Annotated in this window: 17 protein-coding genes and 1 other RNA gene; 10 read left to right on the top strand and 8 right to left on the bottom strand. The window is 70.3% G+C overall.

Annotated features, from left to right (window positions below):
• Positions 1 to 2 precede the first annotated feature (2 nt).
• The 4 genes from ACFY10_RS07495 to ACFY10_RS07480 form a co-directional block, all read right to left on the bottom strand.
• Complete coding sequence (locus ACFY10_RS07495) at positions 3 to 914, bottom strand: carbohydrate ABC transporter permease (RefSeq protein ID WP_390664072.1); 912 nt, start codon at positions 912 to 914, stop codon at positions 3 to 5.
• The gene (locus tag ACFY10_RS07490) at positions 911 to 2251 is read right to left on the bottom strand and encodes a carbohydrate ABC transporter permease (RefSeq protein WP_390664071.1); all 1341 of its coding nucleotides are present in this window, start codon (positions 2249 to 2251) and stop codon (positions 911 to 913) included. Before ACFY10_RS07490 ends, ACFY10_RS07495 begins: the two co-directional genes overlap by 4 nt.
• A gap of 7 nt (positions 2252 to 2258) precedes the next feature.
• Positions 2259 to 3635, bottom strand: coding sequence for an ABC transporter substrate-binding protein (locus ACFY10_RS07485; RefSeq protein WP_390664070.1), 1377 nt, complete (start codon positions 3633 to 3635; stop codon positions 2259 to 2261).
• Between the two features lie 240 nt (positions 3636 to 3875).
• Positions 3876 to 7340 carry an FHA domain-containing protein gene (locus tag ACFY10_RS07480; RefSeq protein ID WP_390664069.1) on the bottom strand — a complete coding sequence of 1155 codons (3465 nt, stop codon included), beginning with the start codon at positions 7338 to 7340 and terminating at the stop codon, positions 3876 to 3878.
• A gap of 364 nt (positions 7341 to 7704) precedes the next feature.
• On the opposite strand from ACFY10_RS07480, the gene ACFY10_RS07475 reads away from it, so the two are divergent.
• The 4 genes from ACFY10_RS07475 (at position 7705) to ACFY10_RS07460 (ending at position 12851) form a co-directional block, all read left to right on the top strand.
• Positions 7705 to 9363: a protein kinase gene (locus tag ACFY10_RS07475; protein WP_390664068.1), complete on the top strand. Its 1659-nt coding sequence runs from the start codon at positions 7705 to 7707 to the stop codon at positions 9361 to 9363.
• 112 nt (positions 9364 to 9475) lie between these two features.
• On the top strand, positions 9476 to 10717 hold the full coding sequence (locus tag ACFY10_RS07470; RefSeq protein WP_390664067.1) for a serine/threonine-protein kinase: 1242 nt from the start codon (positions 9476 to 9478) through the stop codon (positions 10715 to 10717).
• A gap of 136 nt (positions 10718 to 10853) precedes the next feature.
• A complete protein-coding gene (prfB, locus tag ACFY10_RS07465; protein ID WP_390664066.1) occupies positions 10854 to 11960 on the top strand; it encodes a peptide chain release factor 2 in 1107 nt (368 codons plus the stop codon).
• Positions 11961 to 12239: 279 nt separating this feature from the next.
• Positions 12240 to 12851 carry a hypothetical protein gene (locus ACFY10_RS07460; protein ID WP_390664065.1) on the top strand — a complete coding sequence of 204 codons (612 nt, stop codon included), beginning with the start codon at positions 12240 to 12242 and terminating at the stop codon, positions 12849 to 12851.
• A 105-nt stretch (positions 12852 to 12956) separates the two neighbouring features.
• Here ACFY10_RS07460 and ACFY10_RS07455 read toward each other — a convergent pair whose 3' ends face one another.
• A complete protein-coding gene (locus tag ACFY10_RS07455) occupies positions 12957 to 13148 on the bottom strand; it encodes a hypothetical protein (protein ID WP_016438128.1) in 192 nt (63 codons plus the stop codon).
• A 329-nt stretch (positions 13149 to 13477) separates the two neighbouring features.
• Between ACFY10_RS07455 and ftsE the strand changes: the two genes are divergently transcribed.
• From ftsE to ACFY10_RS07425, 6 genes are all read left to right on the top strand, one after another.
• On the top strand, positions 13478 to 14167 hold the full coding sequence (gene ftsE / locus ACFY10_RS07450) for a cell division ATP-binding protein FtsE (RefSeq protein ID WP_390664064.1): 690 nt from the start codon (positions 13478 to 13480) through the stop codon (positions 14165 to 14167).
• 29 nt (positions 14168 to 14196) lie between these two features.
• Complete coding sequence (ftsX, locus tag ACFY10_RS07445; protein WP_390664063.1) at positions 14197 to 15117, top strand: permease-like cell division protein FtsX; 921 nt, start codon at positions 14197 to 14199, stop codon at positions 15115 to 15117.
• A 67-nt stretch (positions 15118 to 15184) separates the two neighbouring features.
• Positions 15185 to 16363, top strand: coding sequence for a S41 family peptidase (locus ACFY10_RS07440; RefSeq protein WP_390664062.1), 1179 nt, complete (start codon positions 15185 to 15187; stop codon positions 16361 to 16363).
• 68 nt (positions 16364 to 16431) lie between these two features.
• Positions 16432 to 16974 carry an SsrA-binding protein SmpB gene (gene smpB / locus ACFY10_RS07435; protein WP_390664155.1) on the top strand — a complete coding sequence of 181 codons (543 nt, stop codon included), beginning with the start codon at positions 16432 to 16434 and terminating at the stop codon, positions 16972 to 16974.
• A gap of 104 nt (positions 16975 to 17078) precedes the next feature.
• Positions 17079 to 17466, top strand: a transfer-messenger RNA (tmRNA) gene (gene ssrA / locus ACFY10_RS07430).
• Positions 17467 to 17571: 105 nt separating this feature from the next.
• Complete coding sequence (locus ACFY10_RS07425; RefSeq protein ID WP_390664061.1) at positions 17572 to 18558, top strand: alpha/beta hydrolase family esterase; 987 nt, start codon at positions 17572 to 17574, stop codon at positions 18556 to 18558.
• Here ACFY10_RS07425 and ACFY10_RS07420 read toward each other — a convergent pair.
• From ACFY10_RS07420 to yicI, 3 genes are read right to left on the bottom strand one after another with little or no spacing between them, the layout of a single operon-like run.
• Positions 18545 to 21460, bottom strand: a complete 2916-nt coding sequence (locus ACFY10_RS07420) for a glycoside hydrolase family 3 C-terminal domain-containing protein (protein WP_390664060.1) — start codon at positions 21458 to 21460, stop codon at positions 18545 to 18547. The genes ACFY10_RS07425 and ACFY10_RS07420 overlap by 14 nt on opposite strands.
• Positions 21461 to 21495: 35 nt before the next feature.
• Positions 21496 to 22503: a LacI family DNA-binding transcriptional regulator gene (locus tag ACFY10_RS07415; protein ID WP_390664059.1), complete on the bottom strand. Its 1008-nt coding sequence runs from the start codon at positions 22501 to 22503 to the stop codon at positions 21496 to 21498.
• A complete protein-coding gene (gene yicI, locus ACFY10_RS07410) occupies positions 22497 to 24752 on the bottom strand; it encodes an alpha-xylosidase (RefSeq protein ID WP_390664058.1) in 2256 nt (751 codons plus the stop codon). The genes ACFY10_RS07415 and yicI overlap by 7 nt, the downstream gene beginning before the upstream one ends.
• Between the last annotated feature and the right edge of the window lie 4 nt (positions 24753 to 24756).

Here is a 24756-nt window from a genome sequence, read left to right as displayed (position 1 = left end):
GACTATTTGACGGCTCCCGCCATGACGCCCGAGACGAACTGCCGCTGGAACGCGAAGAACACGACCAGCGGGATCACCATCGAGATGAACGCGCCGGGTGCCAGGACGTCGACGTTGTTGCCGAACTGGCGTACCTGCGTCTGCAGCGCGACCGTGATCGGCTGGCTGTCGGCATTGGTGAACACCAGCGCCACCAGCATGTCGTTCCACACCCACAGGAACTGGAAGATGGCCAGGCTCGCAATCGCCGGACCGCCGAGCGGCATCACGACCCGGAAGAACAGGCGCAGTTCACCGGCGCCGTCCAGCCGGGCCGCCTCCAGCAGCTCTCTCGGGATCTCCGCGAAGAAGTTCCGCAGCAGGAACACGGCGAAGGGCAGACCGAAGCCGACGTGGAACAGGATCACCCCGAAGATGGTCCCGAACAGACCGATCTTGCCGAACAGTTCGGCGATCGGGATCAGCGCCACCTGCACGGGCACGACGAGCAGGCCGACCACGCCCAGGAACCACCAGTCGCGGCCGGGGAACTCCATCCAGGCGAACGCGTAGCCCGCGAGGGAGCCGATCACGACGACGAGAATCGTCGCCGGCAGCGTGATCAGCGCCGTGTTCACCAGGGAGTTGGTGATGTCGCTGTTCTCCAGCAGCTTCTGGTAGCTGTCGAAGGTGAGCGAGGAGGGCTTGGAGAAGACGTTCCACCAGCCGTTCGCGCCGATGTCCTCCGGGGCCCGCAGCGAGGAGACGAGCAGACCGAAGGTCGGCACCAGCCAGAACAGGCCGACGACGATGAGGAACACCCGCAGCAGACCGCCGCTGACCCCCTCGGTGAGACGCGAGCCCAGCGACCTCTTCGCCCTGACGACCGTGACGGGCGGCGCCGCCTTCCTGAGACTTCCGGCGTGCGTCGTCATCGCCGTACCTCCCGCTTCAGCCGGCGAACGTTGAACCACATCACCGGGATCACCAGCAACAGCAGGAACACGGCGATGGCGCTCGCGATGCCCGGCTGGTCCTCGGAGAAGCCCTTGCGGTACAGCTCCAGGGCGAGCACGTTCGCGTCGTCCTGGGAGGAGTTCGGGGCGATGATGAAGACCAGGTCGAAGATCTTCAGCACATTGATCATCAGGGTGACGGTGACGACCGCGAGGACGGGCGCCAGCAGCGGCACCGTGACCCTTCTGAACACCTGCCACTCGCTCGCCCCGTCGACGCGGGCGGCCTCCAGGAGTTCACGCGGCATCCCCGCGAGTCCGGCCGCGATCAGCACCATCGCGAAGCCCGCCCACATCCAGATGTACGACCCGATGATGGCCGGAGTGACCAGCGACGGGCCCAGCCAGTCCAGCCCGTTGTACGGCTCCTTGAAGTTGTTCGCCGGCAGCCGCAGCTGCGCCCCGTCGGCCTTGGCGGGCAGCGTGAAGGTGCCGTCGTCGGCCGCCTTGGTGGAGGCGACCACCTTGCCGTCCTTGACGGCCTCGATCCGCATGCCGGAGTAGCCCAGTTCGGACGGGTCGACCCCGCCGAGCCTGCCGACGCCCTTTCCGCGCGTGAAGTCCTGCCAGGTCGTGCCGGTGATCTTCCCCGGCTCCGGCTGCACCTGTACGGCCTTCTTGGCGCTGTCGGGCATCTGGTCGGGGGCGACGCCGACGAGCGGCAGGGTGACCGAATCCCCGGTGTGGACCGTCGCCTTGGTGATGAATCCGCCGCCCTGAGCCGTCAGCGGCGACTCGCGGCCCAGGTGCGCCTTGGGGAACGCCGAGGACTGGGCGAACGTGTCGTGGACGCCCACCCACACCGCGTTGGCGACTCCCTTGTCCGGATCCTGGTCGTACACCAGGCGGAAGATGATGCCCGCCGCCAGCATCGAGATCGCCATCGGCATGAAGACGACCAGCTTGAACGCCGTGCCCCAGCGCACGCGTTCGGTCAGCACCGCGAAGATCAGGCCCAGCGCGGTGGAGATCGTCGGCGCGAAGACCACCCAGATGATGTTGTTCTTCAGGGCGGTGCGGATGCCGTCGTCGGTGAACAGGGCCTTGTAGTTGTCGAAACCGGCGAAACCGTCCCCGGAGGAGTTGTAGAAGCTGCGGACGATCGAGTACCCGATCGGGTAGACCACGAGCGCGCCGAGCAGCACCAGCGCGGGCAGCAGGAACATCGCTGCCACGGTCTTCCGGGTGCCGGTCACGCTCTTGCGCTTCGGGGCGGCAGGGGTGGGTGGCACCCCTGCCGCCGTGGCCGACGTCATGGCCGGATCAGCTCCCGCCGCCGTATGCCGCCGCCGCGTCCTTCTCCAACTTCGCCTGCGTGCCCGCGACATCCGTCGGGTTCTTCAGGAAGTCCTGGAGGTCCTTCCACTCGCCCTTGCCGGGCGTGCCGCCGAAGGCCTGCGGGGCCTGGTCGGACATGTCGAAGCGGAAGTTGTCGCCCGAGTCGATCAGCGCCTTGGCGATCGTCTGCTGGACCGCGTTCGGATACGCCGAGTTCGGCACGTTCTTGTTCGGCGAGAGGTAACCGCCCAGCTTCGCCTGGATGGTCGCCGCGTCCTGGGAGGCCAGGAACTTCGCCAGCGCCTGCGCGCCCTTGGAGTCCTTGAAGATCACCGCCGCGTCACCGCCGGTCACCACCGGTGCGGTGGCACCGACGGTCGGGAACGGGAACACCTTGGCGTCCGTGCCGATCTTCGCCTTGGTCTGCGCGATGTTGACCTGGACGAAGTCGCCCTCGTACACCATCGCCGACTTCGGCTGGTCGCCACCGGTGAAGGTGTTGGACACGGAGTCGGTGAACGAGGTCTGCAGCGCGCCGCTCCCGCCGCCCGCGACGTAGTCCTTCTTGCCCCAGATCTGGGCGAGCGTGGTGAGCGCCTGCTTGACGGACGGATCCGTCCACTTGATCTTGTGCTGGGCGAGCTGGTCGTACTTCTCGGGGCCGGCCTGCGACAGATAGACGTTCTCGAACCAGTCGGTCCCCGGCCAGCCGTCGGCGCCGGCGACGGAGAACGGAGTGACGCCGGAGTCGTAGACCGTCTGCGCGGTGCTCAGCAGGTCCTTCCACGTCTTGGGCTCTTTCGCGCCCGCGTTCGCGAAGACTTTGGCGTTGTACCAGATCAGCGACTTGTTGGCGGCCTTGTAGTAGACGCCGTACTGCTTGCCGCCCACCTTCCCGATGTCCTGCCAGCCCTGCGAGTAGTTCTTGGCCAACTCCGACTGGACGTCGGCGTTCACCGGCTTGGCCCAGCCCTTGTCCACGGCCTGCTTGATGGCGCCGGGCTGCGGAAGCATCGCGACGTCCGGCGGCTTGCCGCCGGCGATCTTCGAACCGAGGAAGTTGATGATCGGGTCCTGAGCGGGCACGAAGGTGACCTTGGCCCCCGTGCGCTTCTCGAACTCCGAGAGCACCGCCTTGAAGTTCTTCTGCTCGGCGCCGGTCCACACGGCGGCGACCTCGAGACTTACGCCGTTCAGTTTGGGGAGCGTGACGGTGGCGCCGGTTTCCTTGCCTCCACCGCCGTTGTCCTTCTTGTCGTTGCCGCCGCAGCCCGTGAGTGCCAGCGCGAGTGCCGCCGCGAGGAGGGCGGCTGCGGATTTGGCGGCCCTGTGTGTCCGGTTCTTGCTGCTCGTGCTGCGCATCACTGCCCCGTTCTTCGTTCTTCGTCGAACGTCGAGCGCTGTCCCGTGTGATCTGGTCTACGCCCGCGGGAATGGGTCGGCAAGTGTGCGTCCGCTGTCAACCGGGCATTCGTGACCGCCTCGTGACCGGGTGTTCGGTGGTGGCGTGACCGTTGCTGGGGGCTGCCGCCCCCAGACCCCCGCTTCGGCCTGAACGGCCTCGTCCTCAAACGCCGGACGGGCTGGGTACACCGACCGGCGCTACAGAAGCGACGGGACTTCAGACGCGGAAACCTCCCGCGCCGCTCGCTCCAGCGCGCTGGCCAGCAATGCCAGGTCCGTTGGGCCGTTGCCCAGTTCTCGTACGGGTCTGCGGGTCGGGGGGTCGCCCATGCGCTGCCAGTCCAGGGGGACGACCGTGGGGCGGAGGGTTGCCGTGCGGGGGATGCGGCCCGTGACGCGGCCGCCCTGGAAGGGGGTCGTCCTGCCGTCGGGCCGGGTGAGGCTGCCGCGGCCCGGTGACGGTTCGTCGGGGCCGGTGCCCGGGGCGTCGAGGGTCACGCGGAGGGTGGCCTTCCGGGCTGGTTCCGTGTCCGCCGTGCGACCGCCGGGGGCGGTCGCGGCCACCAGGTGGACGCCGAGTTGCTCGCCCTCGCGGGCCACCGCCTCCAGCGCCCGCATGACGGAACCCGCGGCCGGGCGGCCCGGTGAGCCGAGTGCGGGGGAGACCAGGGCGTCCAGGTCGTCCACGACCACCACGAGCCGGGGGAGCGGCGGTGCTGCTTCTGTCTGTCGGCGCGCCGCCCCCGGGCGCAGCCGCATCGTCGAGCTGGGCGGGGAGTCCAGATCGCCGGTTGCGCTTGCTCCGGTCGCCCGCTGGGACACCATCCGGCCGGACAGCTCCCGGCCCGTGTGCCACTCGGTGAACGCGGAGCGGCCCAGCAGCTCGGCCCGGCGTTTCAGCTCGGCGCTCAGGGACTGGGCGAACTCCCGCATCCGGACGGGGTCGTTGGCGGTGAGGTGGGTCGTGACGTGCGGGACGTCCGTGCAGACCCGTAGGCCGTCGCCGTGTCCGCCGGCCGCGCCCACGCTGTCCCGGCCGTCCATCAGGACGATGCCCAGCCGGTCGGGGCGCTCGGCCGCGGCCAGCGAGGCGACCACGGCCCGCAGCAGCTCCGTACGTCCGCTGCTCGCCGGGCCCTCGATCAGCAGGTGCGGACCGTCGGCGGCGAGGTCCGCGCTGACGGGGCCACGCGGGCCTGCGCCGAGCACGGCCCAGGCCCGGCCGCCGAGCGACTCCGCGTCGTCCGCCGCGTCCGCCCAACGCGCCATCAGCGACGCCGGGGTGGCCCTCGCGAGCCCCAACTCGTCCAGCAGCCGCGCCGCTTGGGGCAACGGAACGGACACGCGTGCGTGCCGCTCGGTCCCGGAACCGTCCGTCCTGAGCGGCGCCAGCGCCCGCGCGAACCGCTCGGCCCAGGCGAGCGAGACGGCGTCCACGGCGGCAACGGTGCCGGGGCCTATGGGGCCGGGGTGCGGGTGGGGGGTGGCACCCGTGAGTGGGGCGGTGGGCAGGGTTATGGGAGTGGGCATGGGCATGGTGTGCGTGACGGTCGGTGCGGCCGGCTCCGTGGGGCCGGCCGGGGCCGTCGGCGTCGGTGCCCGGTCCGCGGTCCCGCTTCCTGGGGTTCCGGAACCGGTCCGTGCCACCCGCATCAGTCGCAGCGCCGTCGCCACGTCCCCGCTCAGCAGCGCGACCGCGCCGCAGTCCCGGAACGCCGGTGCCACCGCGCAAGCCGCCTCGTACGTCTCCGTCACCGGCGACGCGGGCGACGCCGACACCGTCTCGGCGAGGCACACGACATGTATCCCGGCCCGCGGTCCCTCCAGCGCCAGTCGTGCCACCGCCTCCCGCACCGCGGCGCCTCCGGGGTCGCCGTCCACGACGACCACGGTGTACGGCCCGGCGAAGCCGTCCGTCTCCTCCGCGCCGTCGTCGGCACGCGCCCAGGAAGGCCGCCGGGCGGTACTGCGGGCCTGGGAATGGCTGCCGGACGGCCGCGTCCCGTTCCTTGCCTCCGCCTGCTGGTCCTCCAGGCGCCGCAGCAGCTCGTCGGTACGGGCCGTGGCCTGTTCGCGGTCGTAGGCGAGCAGGAGACGGCAGTCCTGGCCGTGGCCGGGGCGGAGGTGGGGGAGCCAGCCCAGCCAGGACCACTCCGCCGTGCGCTCCTCCAGCGGGCGGGAGCGGTCCGCGGCGATCAGGACGATCTCCAGGGCTTCGGGGGAGTGCAGCGCGGCGAACTGGGCCAGCACCGCGCGGGCCAGCCCGGACAGCCGGGTGCGGGGACCGGCCAGGCCCAGCGCCCCGGCCTCGCGCAGATCCGCGGTCACCGGCACCGCGGGCAGCAGCCCGGAGCCGTCGGGCGCCGCCCGGTCCGCCGTGCCGAGCCGCACGGTGAGGGCCTCCGGGTGCCCGGGCCCGCGCTCCCACAGCCGTGGGCCCGGGCCGAGCGCCGTCAGCAGCAGCGCCGCCGGGTCGGGCCAGGCCTCCGGGAGCTGGGGGCCGGTGAGAGGGGCGGGCCCCGCCGTCGTTTCCGGGCCGTCGTCCTCGGCGTACGCGTCATGCTCGGCCATGGCCTGGTCGCCGCGGCCGCCGGCCAGCCGCCGCGCCCATGCGGAGAGCCCCCCGCGCCTGCGCAGGCCCGGCGGCACGTCGGTCCCGCGGAGCGGGGTTCCCTTGCGCCGGCCCGTGCCGGGGGCGTCCGTGTCCTCCGGTCCGGCCCCGGACGTGTCCCATACGACCGCGCCGAACCGGCCCGCGTGCGTGTCACCGCCTGCTGCGGATGCTCCTGCGCCCCTGTTCTCGATCCGCGGTGCCCCGCCCTGCTCGGGCACCAGCGGGGGTTCGGCGGAGCCGTGTCCCTGGGCGGCGGGCGTGCCGCGCGAGGGGGTGGCGGAGGTGTCGCCGCCGTCGGCCACGCGCGCGTGAGGCGTCGTCCCCGGCGCAGTGGTGCCGCTTGCAGGGGCCGGCGCTGTCACTGCCTCCCGCTCGCTCCCGGAGGGAACCCGCACATGCCCCTCGCCGTCCGGCGCCGTCGGTACCCGAGCCCCCGGCCCGCCGGCCGGGGCGACCCGCAGTGCCGACTCCCCGATGCGGAGCAGCGCGCCCGGCGTGAAGCGCACCGGGCGGGTGCCCAGGCGGGTGCCGTCCAGAGTCGTGCCGTTCGTGGAGTCGAGGTCGGCGACCGAGACCTGGCCGTCGGCGGCGACCGTGACCGCGCAGTGGAGGCGGGAGACGTCCGGGTCGTCGAGCGGGACGTCGGCGTCGGCGGAGCGGCCGATGCGGATCTCGCCGCCGTGCAGGAGGTGGACGCCGCCCGCGTCCGGGCCGGCGATCACCTGCAGCTGGGTCGGGGCGTCGTCCAGCTCCGGGTGCGGCTCGGGCTCGGCGGGGGTGCCCAGGGAGAGCACGGCGCCGTCGATCAGCGGGGGCTCGCCGAGGGTGCTGCGGCGGTCGTCCAGGCGCTCCGCGCCCGCGTACAGCACCACCGCACCGCCGGAGGCCGAGGCGCCCGCGTCGCCCGCGACCGCCGAGGCCAGTGCCGACGCCACCGCCGCCAGGGCCGTGCCGGCGGGCGCCGTGACCAGCACGTCGCAGCTCGCGGTGCGGCCCCGCGCCCGGTCGGGCGGGCTCAGCGGGTCTACGACGGTCAGCCGGATCTGCATCGCCGTCAGCGGTCCCTTCTGCGCGGGTCTGCGCGGGCAGAGACAAACCCCCACCCCACACGAGCACATCGGCCAGTACTCCAGGCATCCTCGCACCTGCCACTGACAACGCGCCCGCCGCTCGGGGGCAAGTGATCTTGATTGGTCGGCTCTGCCCGCAAAAGTGCCTGACAGATGACATAGCGCAGACCGCTTGAGATCGGTCACGCCCACTTCGGGCAACCGGCGGACCGAGTCGAGCGTCTTTCCTTCGAACATGCACGGGGAGTCGTACGTAAGACGCTGGGACGGCGACAGGTCGGTGCCGCGCACAGCGGCACTACAGTGGGTCGGAACGGTAAGCAAGCAGCAGGGAGCACATGACGTGCGGCCGGTAGGCAGCAAGTACCTGCTCGAGGAGCCGCTCGGACGCGGCGCCACGGGCACCGTCTGGCGGGCCCGCCAGCGAGAGACCGCGGGGGCCGAGGCCGCCGTGCCCGGTCAGCCCGGCGAGACCGTCGCGATCAAGGTCCTGAAGGAAGAGCTGGCGAACGACGCCGACATCGTGATGCGCTTCCTCAGAGAGCGCTCCGTGCTGCTGCGGCTGACCCACCCGAACATCGTCCGGGTCCGCGACCTGGTGGTCGAGGGTGATCTGCTGGCGCTGGTCATGGACCTCGTCGAAGGCCCCGACCTGCACCGCTACCTGCGCGAGAACGGCCCCTTCAGCCCCATGGGCGCCTCTCTCCTCACCGCCCAGATCGCCGACGCGCTCGCCGCCAGCCACGCCGACGGCGTAGTGCACCGCGACCTGAAGCCGGCCAACGTCCTGCTGAGGCAGAACGGCGGCGAGATGCACCCGATGCTCACCGACTTCGGCATCGCCCGCCTGGCCGACTCCCCGGGCCTGACCCGCACCCACGAGTTCGTCGGCACGCCCGCGTACGTCGCACCGGAGTCCGCCGAGGGCCGGCCGCAGACCTCCGCCGTCGACATCTACGGCGCCGGCATCCTGATGTACGAGCTGGTCACCGGCCGTCCCCCGTTCGGCGGCGGATCGGCGCTGGAAGTACTGCACCAGCACCTGAGCGCCGAGCCGCGCCGCCCGTCCACGGTTCCGGACCCGCTCTGGACGGTCATAGAGCGCTGCCTGAGCAAGAACCCGGACGAACGGCCCAGCGCCGAGAACCTCGCGCGCGCCCTGCGGGTCGTCGCCGAGGGCATCGGTGTGCACGCGAACTCCGCGCAGATCGCCGCCGCGGAGGCCGTCGGCACCCTGCTGGCCCCCGACCCGATGCCGGCCGCCGTCCCCGGCTCGGCCGACCCCACGCAGGTCCTGCAGCACGGCGCGGGCTCGTACGATCCGAACGCGGCGACCAGCTTCCTGCCGCACACCGGCGGACCGGGCCCGGCGGGCGCCGCCGACCCCACCGCCGTACTCCCGAACACCGGGGCCGCGGACCCGACCGCCGTCATGCCGCCGGTGCCGCAGGGCGGGCCGGGGCAGCAGCCCGAGCAGCCGCACCCCTGGCAGAACCAGCTGCGCGCAGCCCGCGACCGCAACGAGCAGACGCAGGTCCAGCAGTACCTCGACCCGAACGACGATCCGCTGCGCCGCCGCCCCCAGCGGCAGGCCGCCCGCCCGCAGCAGCAGCGCCCCCAGCAGCAGCGACCGCAGCAGGCCTACGGCTATCCGCAGCAGCAACAGCCGCAGCAGTACGCCCCGCCGCAGCACCAGCAGCCTCAGCGGTACGCACCTCCGCAGCAGCCCCAGCAGCCCGCCCGTGAGCCCCGGCAGCCGCGACAGCGCAGCGCCAACCCGATGAAGATCCCCGGGCTCGGCTGTCTGAAGGGGTGCCTGTTCACGATCGTCATCCTGTTCGTCGCGGGCTGGCTGGTCTGGGAGCTGAGCCCGCTGCAGGAGTGGATCGGTACGACCAAGAGCTACTGGCAGCAGCTCTCCGACATGTTCAACACCGTGACCGGATGGATCGGGAAACTGGGCGATCTGGTCGGCAACAAAGGCGGCAGCGGCGGCAACTGAGCAGCGAGCTTGGTGATTTGTCGACACCTGACGGGTGATTTCCGTCTCTGCGGTGAAGGTTGGCTCTTCGGACGCGTAGTTTTGGCGACACACGCGTCTGGTAGGAGCAGTCTTGGCACGGAAGATCGGCAGCCGGTACACCGCGAACCAGATCCTGGGGCGGGGCAGCGCCGGCACGGTGTGGCTGGGGGAGGGGCCCGAGGGGCCCGTCGCCATCAAGCTGCTGCGCGAGGATCTCGCGTCCGACCAGGAACTCGTCGGCCGCTTCGTGCAGGAGCGCACCGCGCTGCTCGGTCTCGACCACCCGAACGTCGTCTCCGTCCGTGACCTGGTGGTGGACGGCAACGACCTCGCGCTGGTCATGGACCTGGTACGCGGCACCGACCTGCGCACCCGCCTCGACCGCGACCGGCGGCTCGCGCCCGCCGCGGCGGTGGCGATCGTGGCCGACGTCGCGGACGGCCTCGCGGCCGCGCACGCGGCGGGCGTCGTGCACCGCGACGTCAAGCCGGAGAACGTGCTGCTGGACATGCAGGGCCCGCTGGGCCCCGGCGGCTCCCACCCGGCCCTCCTGACCGACTTCGGTGTGGCCAAGCTCATCGACTCCCCGCGCCGCACCCGAGCGACGAAGATCATCGGCACGCCGGACTACCTGGCCCCGGAGATCGTGGAGGGCCTGCCCCCGCGCGCGGCGGTCGACATCTACGCCCTCGCGACGGTCCTCTACGAGCTGCTGGCGGGCTTCACACCCTTCGGCGGCGGACACCCGGGCGCAGTCCTCCGCCGCCACGTCACGGAGACGGTGGTGCCCCTGCCGGGCATCCCGGACGAACTGTGGCAGCTGCTCGTACAGTGCCTGGCCAAGGCGCCGGCCTCCCGGCTGCGCGCCTCGGAGCTGGGCGTACGGCTGCGGGAGCTGCTGCCGCTGGTCGCGGGGATGCCGCCGCTGGACGTGGACGAACCGGACGTGGAGCCGACGGAGGAGTCGGAGACGACGGCCGGCGAGGCCACCGCCCCCGCCCGTGAGCGGGTACGGCGCGGCGCGGTCCCACTGGTACCGGGCGCGAAGCCGGCCGACTCCAACCGCGACACACATACGTCGATGAGAGTGCCGGCGCCCGACGAGCTGGCCGGAGGTGCGCGCGGAACGGCCCGGGTGCCGCGGGCGGCGGGGGCGCCACGGCCGGGGTCCGCGCGGCACCGGGCGGTGACGCGTCGGCGCCGGGTGGTGCTGGGGACGGCCGCGGCGATACTGGTGGCGGCGGCCGGGGTGGGGACGTGGCTGGCGACGTCGGGGGACGACGCGGGGGCGACACCGCAGGACTCGAAGCACTCGGCACCGGCATCGCCGTGACTGGTCAGCGCCGGTCACGGCATCTCAGCCCGTCCGGCGTTTGAGGACGAGGCCCCTCAAGGGCCGAAGCGGGGGTCTGGGGGCGGCAGCCCCCAGCGAGGGCCGCGCCGCTTGGCGGAGCCGTTACGCTGGAGGCGTGGCAGTCGTCGATGTATCCGAAGAGCTCAAGTCCCTCTCCTCGACCATGGAGTCGATCGAGGCCGTTCTGGACCTCGACAAGCTGAGGGCAGACATCGCCGTGCTCGAGGAGCAGGCGGCCGCGCCGTCCCTGTGGGACAACCCGGACGAGGCGCAGAAGATCACCAGCAAGCTGAGCCACCTGCAGGCCGAGGTCAGGAAGACCGAGGCGCTGCGCGGGCGGATCGACGATCTCGCCGTGCTCTTCGAGATGGCCGAGGAGGAGGACGACCCGGACACCCGCGCCGAGGCCGAGTCCGAGCTCGCCGCCGTCAAGAAGGCGCTGGACGAGATGGAGGTCCGGACGCTGCTGAGCGGCGAGTACGACTCCCGTGAGGCGCTCGTCAACATCCGCGCCGAGGCGGGTGGCGTGGACGCCGCCGACTTCGCCGAGAAGCTGCAGCGGATGTACCTGCGCTGGGCGGAGCAGAAGGGCTACAAGACCGAGCTCATCGAGACGTCGTACGCGGAAGAGGCCGGCATCAAGTCGACCACCTTCGCCGTGCAGGTGCCGTACGCCTACGGCACGCTCTCGGTCGAGCAGGGCACCCACCGGCTCGTGCGCATCTCGCCCTTCGACAACCAGGGCCGCCGCCAGACCTCCTTCGCGGGCGTCGAGGTGCTTCCCGTGGTCGAGCAGACCGACCACATCGAGATCGACGAGTCCGAGCTGCGCGTGGACGTGTACCGGTCCTCGGGCCCCGGCGGCCAGGGCGTGAACACCACCGACTCCGCGGTGCGCCTCACCCACCTCCCCACCGGCATCGTCGTCTCCTGCCAGAACGAGCGGTCGCAGATCCAGAACAAGGCCACCGCGATGAACGTCCTCCAGGCCAAGCTGCTCGAGCGGCGCCGCCAGGAGGAGCAGGCCAAGATGGACGCCCTGAAGGGCGACGGCGGCAACTCCTGGGGCAACCAGATGCGTTCGTACGTCCTGCACCCGTACCAGATGGTCAAGGACCTGCGCACCGAGTTCGAAGTCGGCAACCCCGAGGCCGTGTTCAACGGTGAGATCGACGGGTTCCTCGAGGCCGGTATTCGCTGGCGCAAGCAGCAAGAGAAGTAACTTTGTCGACTTGACAACTGCCGCCCTACGGGCGGCAGTTGCTGTTTGTCTGGGTTTTACATCACACTCACAGGTTCCAACTCGATGTAAACAAGACGCAAGTGGACATTGCGCGCGCAACGGCCTTGACGTTGCTTTGAAAAATGGGAAGGGTAAAGCGCGGCATGCGTATCTCTGGGGCGCATGTGAACCGGGGGAATGCGCAGCGCAGTTACCTCCGTCGATCACGGCCCCCGAGCGCCGCCCAACTGACGAGCAGCTACTGGGGGTAGCAACCAGATGACGAACAAGACGCGGATCCGTGTCGCGCGGATCGCGGCCGGTGCGGTGATCGCCGCCGGCGCCTCGCTGACCGCTGCGGGTGTCGCATCCGCCGACGACTGCGGGCTGCTGGGCATCTGCATCACGCCTGCGCCGACCGACCCGGCGCCGACGGACCCGGCTCCGACCGGTCTGCCGACGGACCCGGCCCCGACGGACCTTCCGACGGACCCGACGGAGCCCACCGGCGAGCCGACCGAGCCCACGGAGGAGCCCACCACTCCGCCCACGGACAACCCGACCTCCGAGCCGACCAACCCGGGCAACGGGAACGGCAACGGTAACGGGAATGGCAACGGCAACGGCAACGGGCACAACGGTGGTGGCAACTCCAACACCAACCCCGACGGCAACTCCGGCACCTCCGCCCAGGACGAGGGCTCCTCGGCCCTCCAGGACACGGGCTCGGACACCGCGACCCAGACCCAGGGCAACGGCCAGCAGCTCGCCGAGACCGGTGCCGGTCAGACGACCTTCCTGATCGTCGGTGCCGCCACCATGATCGCCGGTGGCGTCGGCTTCCGCATTCTGCCGCGCCTCGTGGGCGGCCGTGGCGGTGCGGCTGCCTGACGGTAGCCGCGCGCACACGCAACGTGTGCGGCAACGTACGACGAGGGGCCCGGAGCGTGTATCGCTCCGGGCCCCTCGGGCGTCTCAGTGCCCCTGTGCAGCGCTCTACGCGGTCTGGTGCGCCAGCAGCGCCACCGCCGCGATCAGCACTGCCAGCAGTGCGATCAGCGCCATGGGGTTGAGCCCCGCGAAGAAGTTCTCCTGCTGCAGCCGCTCGCGGTTCGCGCGGCACACGGGGCACCGGCCCTCGCTCACGGGCGCCGCGCAGTTCGCGCACACCAGCCGGTCGTACGTCATGCGCTCGCCCTCCTTGCCAGTACGTTCACTGGGAGAACGGCTCCGGGTGGGAGAACGTTCCCCTCTCTACTGTGCCAGGTTCCTCCGGAGGCTGCGCGGTTCGCTCCCAGAGGGGTGAGTGAGGCTCGTCTCGCGGCTGCGGGCCGGTGGGGGCTTGTCGCGCCCCGCGGCGGAGCCGCTGATCGATACAGCCCCGCGCCCCTGCAAAGCCGCTGCCCTCCCCGGCACAAAAGTGCACAACCCCCACGCAACCTGACCGGCGCCTGCGCTTGTGCACCCGACTCGCGTATGGTCACGCTCATCTACCCCCGGCGACCCGTGGTGCATCCGTGATCCGATTCGACAACGTCTCCAAGGTCTACCCCAAGCAGAACCGTCCTGCACTCAGGGATGTGTCCCTGGAAGTGGAGAAGGGCGAGTTCGTGTTTCTCGTGGGGTCCTCCGGCTCCGGAAAGTCCACCTTCCTGCGGCTGATCCTCCGCGAGGAGCGGACCAGTCATGGTCAGGTGCACGTCTTGGGCAAGGACCTCGCGCGCCTCTCCAACTGGAAGGTGCCGCACATGCGGCGCCAGTTGGGGACGGTGTTCCAGGACTTCCGGCTCCTGCCGAACAAGACGGTGGCGGAGAACGTCGCCTTCGCACAGGAGGTCATCGGCAAGTCGAAGGGCGAGATCCGCAAGTCCGTGCCGCAGGTGCTCGACCTCGTCGGGCTCGGCGGCAAGGAGGACCGGATGCCCGGCGAGCTGTCCGGAGGTGAGCAGCAGCGAGTCGCGATCGCGCGCGCGTTCGTCAACCGGCCCAAGCTGCTCATCGCCGACGAGCCCACCGGCAACCTCGACCCGCAGACCTCCGTCGGCATCATGAAGCTGCTCGACCGGATCAACCGGACCGGCACCACTGTGGTGATGGCGACGCACGACCAGAACATCGTGGACCAGATGCGCAAGCGCGTCATCGAGCTGGAGAAGGGCCGCCTCGTCCGCGACCAGGCACGCGGCGTCTACGGCTACCAGCACTGACGATCCACGGAAAGGCTTAACCAGACGCCATGCGCGCCCAGTTCGTACTCTCCGAGATCGGTGTCGGTCTCCGCCGCAACCTGACCATGACCTTCGCGGTCATCGTCTCCGTCGCCCTGTCCCTTGCGCTGTTCGGCGGGTCGCTCCTCATGAGCGACCAGGTCAGCACCATGAAGGGCTACTGGTACGACAAGGTCAACGTCTCGATCTTCCTCTGCAACAAGAGCGACGCCGAGTCCGACCCCAACTGCGCCAAGGGCGCGGTCACCGACGACCAGAAGAAGCAGATCCTCGCCGACCTGGACAAGATGACGACGGTCGTCCAGAAGGTCACCTACGAGTCGCAGGACGCGGCGTACAAGCACTACAAGGAGCAGTTCGGCGACTCCCCGCTGGCCAGTTCCCTCACGCCGGACCAGATGCAGGAGTCGTACCGGATCAAGCTGAAGGACCCGGAGAAGTACCAGGTCATCGCGACCGCCTTCGACGGGCGCGACGGTGTGCAGTCCGTGCAGGACCAGAAGGGGATCCTGGACAACCTCTTCGGGCTGCTCAACGGCATGAACTGGGCCGCGCGGGCGGTGATGGCGCTGATGCTCGTGGTCGCGCTGATGCTGATCGTCAACACCGTGCGTGTGTCCGCGTTCAGCCGGCGCCGGGAGACCGGGATCATGCGGCTGGTCGGTGCCTCCGGGTTCTACATCCAGGCGCCGTTCATCATGGAGGCGGCGGTCGCCGGGCTCATCGGCGGGACGGTCGCCTGCGGATTCCTGGTGGTCGCGCGGTACTTCATCATCGACCACGGTCTCGCCCTGTCCCAGAAGCTGAACCTGATCAACTTCATCGGCTGGGACGCCGTCCTGACCAAGCTGCCGCTCATCCTCGCCACTAGTCTGCTGATGCCCGCGCTTGCCGCGTTCTTCGCGCTGCGCAAGTACCTGAAGGTGTGATGCATGCCAAGAGGGCCGTACGGTCAACCGGCCGTGCGGCCCTTCGCGTTGTCCTAGACTCACCGGCATGTCAGGTCGTGACCTGTTCTGCCAGCCCCGCCGCATCCGCCGCGGGGCCGTCCTGACATTGGTCTTCGCGAGCGTGCTCGTCGCGGGTGCGGCGACCGGCTCCTTTTCCGAGACCGACCGGAAATCCCCGTCCGGAGCGGCCCGTTCGGCCGTGCCCGCCGGTCATCACGAGGACGTGGCCAAGGCGGCCGAGGAGGCCATGGCCGACGGCAAGTCCCCGATGGAGGCCGCCGAGCGCGCGGTCAGCCGCAGCGGGGACCGCTGGGGCGCCGTCTACTCCGAGGGCGAGTACCAGGAGTTCGAGGAGGCCCTCGACGGCCAGTACACCGGCGTCGGCCTGTGGGCCAGGCGCGAGCGGGACGGCCGTATCGAGGTGACCAGGGTGGCCCCCGGCTCGCCCGCGGCCGCCGCCGGGATCCACAAGGGCGACCGGCTGCGCAGCATCGACGGCGAGAAGGTCGACGGGCAGCCCGTCACCGAGGTCGTGTCCTTACTGCGCGGCGACGCCACGGACGCGGCCGCCGGCACGGCGGTCCGGCTCGGCCTGCAGCGCGGCACGCACGCGTGGACCGAGACCCTGCGCCGGGCCCTGCTGTCCACCGATTCGATCGCCGTTCGAAAACTCGCCGGCGGGGTCACCGTCATCAGGATCGCCGCGTTCACCAAGGGCTCCGGCGACGTCGTCCGCACCGCCGTACACCAGGCCCCCGTCGGCGCCGGGATCATCCTCGACCTGCGCGGCAACTCCGGCGGCCTGGTCACCGAGGCCGTGACCACCGCGTCCGCCTTCCTCGACGGCGGCCTCGTCGCCACGTACGACGTCAACGGCGAGCAGCAGGCCCTGCACGCCGATACCGGCGGCGACACCACCAGACCCCTGGTCGCGCTCGTCGACGGCGGCACGATGAGCGCGGCCGAGCTCCTCACCGGCGCCCTGCAGGACCGCGGCCGTGCGGTGGTCGTGGGCTCCCGCACCTTCGGCAAGGGCTCGGTGCAGATGCCGAGGCAGCTTCCCGGCGGCTCCGTCGCCGAACTCACCGTCGGGCACTACCGCACCCCCTCCGGCCGCAGCGTCGACGGCCGGGGCATCACCCCCGACCTGGACGTCACCTCCCCGGGTCAGGCGGCCGTCGAGCGGGCCGAGACCGTGCTCGGCGGACTGGGCGACGCCGACTAGCCGCCGGTAAAGGGCTGGCCCCGGACCCCCTCCGTAGTGCGAAAATGGACAGCACTATGAGCAAGGGAATGTACGTACCGAAGGAGTCCCAGCCCAAGCAGGGTGGGGCGGCCGCGAAGGCCAGGGACGGCGAGAAGGGCGGCAAGCGCAAGATCGTCGCCCAGAACAAGAAGGCCCGGCACGACTACGCGATCGTCGACACCTACGAGGCCGGGCTCGTGCTGACCGGCACCGAGGTCAAGTCGCTGCGCGAAGGACGGACCTCGCTGACCGACGGCTTCGTCCAGATCGACCGGGGTGAGGCGTGGCTGCACAACGCCCACATCCCGGAGTACCACCAGGGCAGCTGGACCAACCACTCCGCGCGCCGCAAGCGCAAGCTGCTGCTGCACCGCGAGGAGATCGACAAGCTGGAGTCCAAGGCCCAGGAGACGGGTCACACGATCGTGCCCCTCGCGCTGTACTTCAAGGACGGCCGCGCGAAGGCCGAGATCGCTCTCGCGCGAGGCAAGAAGGAGTACGACAAGCGCCAGACCCTGCGGGAGAAGCAGGACCGGCGGGAGTCGGACCGGGCGATCGCGGCGGCGAAGCGGAAGCAACGCGAGGCGTAGCCGCCCGGGAATACGGTGGCATCGCCGTGCGTTGTTCACGTACGATGGCACTGCACCTCACAGCGGGTGCGCACCCTCTCCGGAGGGGTTTGAAAACACAACATGGGGATGATCGGTTTCGACAGCGGCTGTTGAAACAGGGGAAGCGTGTCGAGGAAGCGGCAATGATCTCGTTAACCATATGTCGCAAAAAATAATCGCCAATTCCAAGAGCGATTCCCGCGCCTTCGCCCTCGCTGCCTAATAAGCAGTGAGTGAAGGCCCTTAACGGGTGTCAGCCCGGGAGTGTTCCCGACCCGGACCCTGGCATAATCTAGGGGACTAAACGATCGAGCCCGGTCACGGGGTTCGATGGGAAACCAAACAGTGACTGGGCCCGTCGGCGACTTGTTCGCGTGATCGCCGGGGCCGAGAAAATCGCAGCGAACTGCACACGGAGAAGCCCTGATTCTGCACCGTTGGACGCGGGTTCGATTCCCGCCATCTCCACAATCTCCATGTTGAGGGCCCGGTGGTCACAGACCACCGGGCCCTCGTCGTTTTTATGGGCTCCGGCTCCATATCGGCAACTGGTTCACGCTTCTACGGTCCCTCCCCATGACACAGACCAGAGCCGCACGCCACAGCACACTCCTCGCGACCCTCCTGGTCGCCCTGATCGCCGCCTTCCTCACCCCCGGCAGGGCGGCCGCCGCCTCCCTGCAGGAAGTCACCGGGTTCGGATCCAACCCCGGAGCGCTGCGCATGTTCCGCTATGTCCCCGACGGACTGCCGTCCGGGCGTCCCGTCGTCGTCGCGCTGCACGGGTGCACACAGGACGCCGCCGGGTACGGGGCCGGGAGCGGGTGGATCCAGCTCGCCGACCAGTGGGGGTTCTCGGTCGTGCTGCCGCAGCAGACCACCGCCAACAACTCCTCGTCCTGCTTCGACTGGTTCCAGAGCGGGGACATCGAGCGGGGGCAGGGTGAGGCCGCGAGCGTCGCGCAGATGGTGGACCGGCAGCTCGCCGACGTCGGCGGCGACGCATCGCGCGTGTACGTCACCGGGCTGTCCGCCGGTGGTGGCATGACCGCCGTGATGATGGCGGACTATCCGGAGAAGTTCGCCGCGGGCGGGATCGTCGCCGGGCTGCCGTACGGATGCGCGCAGGCCGCCGGATCTCCGTATGTGTGCATGTACGTCGGGGCCACGCAGACGGCGAAGCAGTGGGGCGACCGGGTGCGGGCCGCCCGGCCCGGGTACGGCGGGCCCTGGCCCACGCTCACCGTCTTCCAGGGCAGTGCCGACTACACCGTCAAGCCCGTCAACATGACCGACCTGATGAAGCAGTGGACCGATGTGCTGGGGGCCGACCAGACGGCGGACGTGAGTGACACCGTCGCCGGGTATCCGCACCAGGTCTTCCGTGATCCCGCCGGGAAGGCCGTCGTCGAGACCTACAGCATCACCGGCATGGGGCACGGGCAGCCCGTCGACCCCGGCAGCGGCAGCACGCAGTGCGGGACTGCCGGGGCCTACCTCCTCGATGTGAACCTGTGTGCCGCCTACCGGCTCGGGCTCACCTGGGGGCTCAGCGCAGGGTGAACGTCGACAGGCGTACGTCCTTGCCCAGGACCAGGTAGACGTCCGTACGGCCCTTCGCCGCGCCCGACAGCTTCGCGGTCACCGTCGTGTAGTCGTACGGCGACGACGTGCCCGCGAAGTGCGCGGTGCCGGCGAGGGGGCCGGTCGGTGAGCCGAGCCGCACCTCGACCGTGCCGGACGACGTCCCGGCGACGCGTGCACTGAACTCGCCAGCGCCCGCCCCCAGTTGGGTGTCCGCGAACTTCAGCCACGCGCCGTCGGAGGCCGCCGACACCGCCGTACCGCTCGCCTTGGACTCGTCGACGAGGTGGACGGCGGAGTAGTCGTCGAAGTTCTCGGCGCGGGTGGCCTTCGACAGGTTCCGTGGCGGGATGGTCTCGCCCTTCACCTGCCAGGCAGCACGGGCATGGATGTCGGAGGACGACGAGCCCACCAGTACGTCGTAAGTGCCGCTCTCCACCGTCCACTTGGAGCGGGTGACATCCCAGTGGGCGAGGTCCGTCTGCCGTAGTTTCAGCTTCACCGTGCGGGTCTCGCCGGGGGCCAGTGAGACGCGCTGGAACGCCTTGAGCTGCTTGAGGGGCTGTTTGTCGCGGGAGGTGCGCTGGTGGGTGTAGAGCTGTACGACCTCGTCGCCGGCGCGGGTGCCCGTGTTCGTGACGGTGACCTCGTAGCCGCCGTCGACGCGCTTCAGGTCGCCGTAGCGGAACGTCGTGTAGGAGAGGCCGTAGCCGAAGGGATGGAGCGCCTGGCCCTTGAAGTACTGGTAGGTGCGGTCGGACTTGATGATGTCGTAGTCGAGGATCGACGGGAGGTCGGCGTCGGAGCGGTACCAGGTCTGGGTGAGGCGGCCGGACGGGTCGGCGTCGCCGTAGAGGAGGTCGGCGAGGGCGTTGCCCGTCTCCTGGCCGGCGTGGGTCGTCCAGAGGACGGCGGGGACCTCCCTCTCGAGGGAGCCGAGGGTGGTCGGGTAGCTGTTCTCGACGATCACGACCGTGTGCGGGTTGGCCGCGTGCACCGCCTTGACCAGGGTCTCCTGTGACGGTGCGAGGGACAGGTCCGTGCGGTCGTGGGCCTCGCGGCCGTTGATGGACGGGTCCGAGCCGACCACCACGACGGCCTGGTCCTTGCCCTTGACCGCGGCGACCGCCTCGTCGACACCGCTGCGGACCACGTCCTTCGTGTAGTGGGCCGCCTGGTCCTTGGCGACCAGGCCGAGGGTGCCGTCCGTGCCGGTCGGGCCCAGGTAGACCGGGTTCGACCACCAGGACTCGGCGGTCTCGTAGCCGGCGTAGCGGAGCAGGTACGTTCCGTCGTCCTGGCGCTCCAGCTTGAACTGCTGCTGTACGTACCAGCCGTTCGGCTGTTTCTGGTCGTTGACGAAGTTCGACCAGTTGTAGCCGACGTACTTGCCGTTCGCGGCGGAGCGCAGGGTCACGATGCCGGAGCCCCAGTCGAAGACGTCGAACTGGGCTCCCGTACCGGAATCCGCCGTCTCCTTCAGGGGTGCGCCCGCCTCGCCCGCCCCCGCCGTCACGTACTTGCCGGTCGCCGTGTCCTTCAGGGCGATCCGGTCCACGCCCTCGCTGCTCGCGACCGAGGTGCCGAGCTTCGACTCGATGCCGTCCTTCGGGGTGACGGCGTAGGGGAGCGTGCCGGAGTACCAGTCCGTGTAGAGGGTGTCGGCGAGCGGGCCGACGACGGCGGCGCTGCCCGTCTTCTTCAGCGGCAGCGCACCGTCATTCTTCAGCAGGACCGCCGCCTCGGTGGCCGCCTTGCGGGCCAGGGCGCGATGGGCGGGGCTGTCGATGACGGACGCGTCGATGGAGCCGTACCTGCCGCCGCCGGGGTCGAACTCGCCGAGGCGGACGCGGATGCTCAGCACGTCTCCCGCGGCCTTGTCGACGTCCGACTCCTTCAACAGACCTGTGGAAAGCGCCGACTTGACCGCCGTGGTCGTCGGGCCGGAGTCCGTGTCGTTGTCGGTGAAGCTGTCGATGCCCGCCTTCAGCGCCGCCGCGTCCGCCTCGGTCTGGGTGCCGTAGTACTGCTGGCTGCCGACCAGGTTCCCGGGCGCGAAGGCGTCCGTGAGGTTCAGCAGGTCCTTCGAGGTCCAGGTGCGGACGGTGTCGTCGAGAGCCGGATTCACCGTGTTCGGACGGCCGTTGACCAGGTTGTACGAGGACATCACGCCCGTCGCCGCGTCCGCCGCGATCGCGGGCTTGAAGGCCTGCTCGTCGTACTCCTTCAGTACGCGCGGGCGCAGTTCGGAGGTCGTGGTGTCACGGTGCTCCTCGTTGTTGTTGGCGAGGAAGTGCTTCAGCGTCGGGGCCGTCTTGAGGTGGTCCGGGTCGCCTCCCGTCAGGCCCGTGCCGTATGCCGTCGAGATCGCGCCGGTCAGATACGGGTCCTCGGAGTAGCCCTCCTCGTTGCGGCCCCAGCGCGGGTCGCGCAGCAGGTTGACCACGGGTGCCCACAGGTTCAGGCCCCAGCCGGCCGGGCGCTGCTGCTGGAAGCCGCGTGCCTCGTCGCCGATCGCCGAGCCGACCTGGCGGAGCAGGGACGGGTCCCAGGTGGAGGCGAGTCCGATCGCCTGCGGGAACACCGTCGCTCTGCCGAGCCAGGCCACGCCGTGCAGGGCCTCGGTGCCGGTGCGGAACGACTGGATGCCGAGGCGGGGGATCGCCGGCTCGTACTGGTGGAGGAGGGAGATCTTCTCGTCGAGGGTGAGCCGGGAGAGCAGGTCGGAGACGCGGGCGTTCACTGGGAGGGCGGGGTTGCGGAAGGGGTACGTCGGGTCGGCGTGCGCCGGGACGGTGGCGCCGAGGCCCGCGATCAGGAGCAGGGCCGTCAGCAGCGTGGTTCTCTGTCTTCTTCTCGTGCTTGTTCTCTTGCCTTTCATGTCACGGCTCCTTCGGTTGAGGACGCTACGGAGATTCAGGCATCGCGCGGTGCCGTGCTCGCCCGTTCCGTCAGCCGTGGCGGCAGCAGCGTGGCCTCGGGTACGGCGCTGCCGCCCAGCTTCTTCATCAGCAGCTCCACCGCCCGCTCGCCCACCTCGGCGGACGGGAGGGCGACGGAGGTGACGGGGACACGGACGGACTCGGCGAGTTCGTCGGGGCAGATGGCGGTGACGGAGAGGTCGCCGGGGACGCGCAGGCCGAGCTGCTCGAAGGCGTCGACGAGCGGTTCGAGGACCGCTTCGTTGTGGACGACGACTCCCGTCAGCGCCGGTTGTTCGCGCAGGAGTTGCTCGGCGACCAGGCGGGCGGCCGCGGGCGAGGCCTCGCAGGGGTGCACGGAGGAGGAGAGCCCGCTGCGGTCGGCGGCGGCCGTGAAGCCCTGGACCACTCGCTGGGCGAACGCGGTCTGCCGTACGTACACCTCCGGCGGCGACCCGACCAGCGCCACGACCCGGTGCCCGAGCCGCGCCAGATGCTCCACGCACGCCTCACCGGCGGCCTTGAAGTCCAGGTCGATGCAGGTCAGGCCCTCGGAGTCGGCCGGGAAGCCGATCATCACGGACGGCCGTTCCAGCGAGCGCAGCAACGGCAGCCTGGGTTCCCGCAGCTGGACGTCCATCACGATCAGCGCGTCGACGAGGGCCGTGTCCGCGACCCGCCTCAGGCCCTCCTCGCCCTCCTCCTGCGTGAGCAGCAGCACGTCGTGGTCGTGCTTGCGGGCCGTCGTCACCACCGACACCGCGAACTGCATCACCACCGGGACGTGGATGCCCGTCCGTAACGGGATCACCAGCGCCAGCACGTTCGAGCGGCTGCTGGCCAGCGCCCGGGCGCCCGCGTGCGGCCGGTAGCCCAGCTCGCGGATGGCCTCCTCGACCCGCTGCCGGGTCTCCTCGGAGATCGGGCGCTTGCCGCTGAGCGCGTAGGAGACGGTGCTGGGGGAGACCCCGGCGTGCCGGGCCACATCGGTGATCTTCACCATCGGCCCAGCTCCAGGGAGAGGAATCCGGTACCCGCCTGCGCCCGCGCCGTCCGCTCCCCGGCCGCCAGATTCCACGCCGCCGCCGGCTCACTGCACGAGGCCCGCAGCGTGTCCCCTTCGCGTACGACGGTGAAGGTCACGTTCCCCACCGGTACCGTCACCTGCGCGCCGTGCTCCAGGCCGTACGCCCGCAGGGTGACCCCGTCGGCATGGTCGTAGTCGGGCCGGTCGGCCACCGCACCCACCGGGATCACCGTCCCCGGCCGTACCAGCAGGGGCACGCTCAGGAAGCCGTGCCGCTCTCGCACCCAGCGCGGCCCGGTCACCGTCCGCCCGCTCAGGAAGTGCGTCCAGGTGCCCTCGGGTACGTAGTAGGACACATCCCCTTCGTCGCCGAACACCGGCGCGACCAGCAGATCCGAACCCAGCATGTACTGCCGCTCCAGATGGGCGCACCCGGGGTCGTCCGGGAACTCCAGCACCATCGCCCGCATCATCGGCACGCCCTCGGTGTGGGCGGTGCGTGCGGCCTCGTAGAGATAGGGCATGAGGCTGAGCTTCAGCCGGGTGAACTGCCGCAGCACGTCCACGGCTTCCTCGTCGAACAGCCACGGGACGCGGTAGGAGGAGCTGCCGTGCAGCCGGCTGTGGGACGACAGCAGTCCGAAGGCCAGCCACCGTTTGAACAGGGCGGGTGTCGGTGTCCCCTCGAAGCCGCCGATGTCGTGGCTCCAGTAGCCGAAGCCGGACAGGCCCAGCGACAGCCCGCCGCGCAGCGACTCGGCCATCGACTCGTACGTCGCCTCGCAGTCGCCGCCCCAGTGCACCGGGAACTTCTGGCTGCCGGTCGTCGCCGAGCGCGCGAAGAGCACGGCCTCGCCCTCGCCGCGGTGTTTGCGCAGCACGTCGAAGACGGTGCGGTTGTAGAGGTACGTGTAGTAGTTGTGCATCCGCTCCGGGTCGGAGCCGTCGGACCACGCCACGTCGACCGGCACCCGCTCGCCGAAGTCGGTCTTGAAACAGTCGACGCCCTGCGCGAGCAGCGCCTCCAGCTTCGAGGCGTACCAGTCGCGGGCGGCCGGGCTGGTGAAGTCGACCAGCGCCATGCCCGGCTGCCACATGTCCCACTGCCAGACGCTGCCGTCGGGCCTGCGGAGCAGATGGCCCAGCGCCTTGCCCTCCGCGAACAGGGGCGAGCGCTGGGCGATGTACGGGTTGATCCACACGCAGACATGCAGATCGCGTTCCTTGAGCCGCGTCAGCATGCCCTCCGGGTCCGGGAAGACCCGCGGGTCCCACTGGAAGTCGCACCAGTTGAACTCCCGCATCCAGAAGCAGTCGAAGTGGAAGACGGAGAGCGGGAGTTCGCGCGCCCGCATGCCCTCGATGAAGGACGTCACCGTCTCCTCGTCGTACGACGTGGTGAAGGACGTCGACAGCCACAGGCCGAACGACCAGGCCGGAGGCAGTGCGGGCCGCCCGGTGAGGGCCGTGTACTTGCGGAGGATCTCCTTGGGGCTCGGGCCGTAGATGACGTAGTACGTCAACTCCTGTGTCTCGGCGCTGAATTGGACCCGGGAGACCGCCTCGGACCCCACCTCGAAGGACACCTTGCCCGGGTGGTCGACGAAGACGCCGTAACCCGCGTCCGTCAGATAGAACGGGACGTTCTTGTAGGCCTGTTCGGTGGCCGTGCCGCCGTCGGCGTTCCAGATGTCGACGACCTGGCCGTTCTTGACGAGGGGGCCGAAGCGCTCGCCGAGGCCGTAGACGGAGGTGCCGACCCCGAGGCCCAGCTGTTCCCGCAGGTAGTGCGCTCCCTCCGCATTCCGCATGATGCCCATGCCCTTGGGGCCGCTGGAGGTGAGGGTGCGGCCGTTCGCGAGGAAGTCGACGTGCCAGGAGCCGGTACGGGCCACTCGGACCGACAGGGCGCCGGAGGCCAGGGTCGCGTGCTCGTCGTCGTAGGAGACCTGGGGCGCGAACTCCTGCTCGCTGATGTCGAATTCGGGGCCGCGCGGCTGCTCGCCCTCGAAGTGGGTGAAGGTGAGGCCGATGACGTCGGGCATGGGGGTGTGCGCGCTGATCGTCACGACCGGTCCCTTCAGCAGGTCGCCGCGGTGGCGGATGGGCTGGGTCGGCGCGTGGATCTCCAGCGTGCCGTCCGTGGCGGTGACATCGAGGACCTCGACGGGGTGGGCCGCGGTGACGCCCTCGCGCAGCAGCCAGTAGCCATCGGTGAACTTCACGTGG

The sequence above is a fragment of the Streptomyces sp. NPDC001401 genome (assembly GCF_042895385.1).
Lineage (GTDB): Bacteria > Actinomycetota > Actinomycetes > Streptomycetales > Streptomycetaceae > Streptomyces.
The sequence above is the reverse complement of the archived record's forward strand: the minus strand, read 5'-3'. Positions and strand labels throughout refer to the sequence as shown.

Coding starts and splice junctions, on each gene's coding strand:
- ACFY10_RS07495 (WP_390664072.1), bottom strand. CDS start 914: ATGACGACGCACGCCGGAAGTCTCAGGAAGGCGGCGCCGCCCGTCACG.
- ACFY10_RS07490 (WP_390664071.1), bottom strand. CDS start 2,251: ATGACGTCGGCCACGGCGGCAGGGGTGCCACCCACCCCTGCCGCCCCG.
- ACFY10_RS07485 (WP_390664070.1), bottom strand. CDS start 3,635: ATGCGCAGCACGAGCAGCAAGAACCGGACACACAGGGCCGCCAAATCC.
- ACFY10_RS07480 (WP_390664069.1), bottom strand. CDS start 7,340: ATGCAGATCCGGCTGACCGTCGTAGACCCGCTGAGCCCGCCCGACCGG.
- ACFY10_RS07460 (WP_390664065.1), top strand. CDS start 12,240: ATGACGAACAAGACGCGGATCCGTGTCGCGCGGATCGCGGCCGGTGCG.
- ACFY10_RS07455 (WP_016438128.1), bottom strand. CDS start 13,148: ATGACGTACGACCGGCTGGTGTGCGCGAACTGCGCGGCGCCCGTGAGC.
- ftsX (WP_390664063.1), top strand. CDS start 14,197: ATGCGCGCCCAGTTCGTACTCTCCGAGATCGGTGTCGGTCTCCGCCGC.
- ACFY10_RS07440 (WP_390664062.1), top strand. CDS start 15,185: ATGTCAGGTCGTGACCTGTTCTGCCAGCCCCGCCGCATCCGCCGCGGG.
- smpB (WP_390664155.1), top strand. CDS start 16,432: ATGTACGTACCGAAGGAGTCCCAGCCCAAGCAGGGTGGGGCGGCCGCG.
- ACFY10_RS07425 (WP_390664061.1), top strand. CDS start 17,572: ATGACACAGACCAGAGCCGCACGCCACAGCACACTCCTCGCGACCCTC.
- ACFY10_RS07420 (WP_390664060.1), bottom strand. CDS start 21,460: ATGAAAGGCAAGAGAACAAGCACGAGAAGAAGACAGAGAACCACGCTG.
- ACFY10_RS07415 (WP_390664059.1), bottom strand. CDS start 22,503: ATGGTGAAGATCACCGATGTGGCCCGGCACGCCGGGGTCTCCCCCAGC.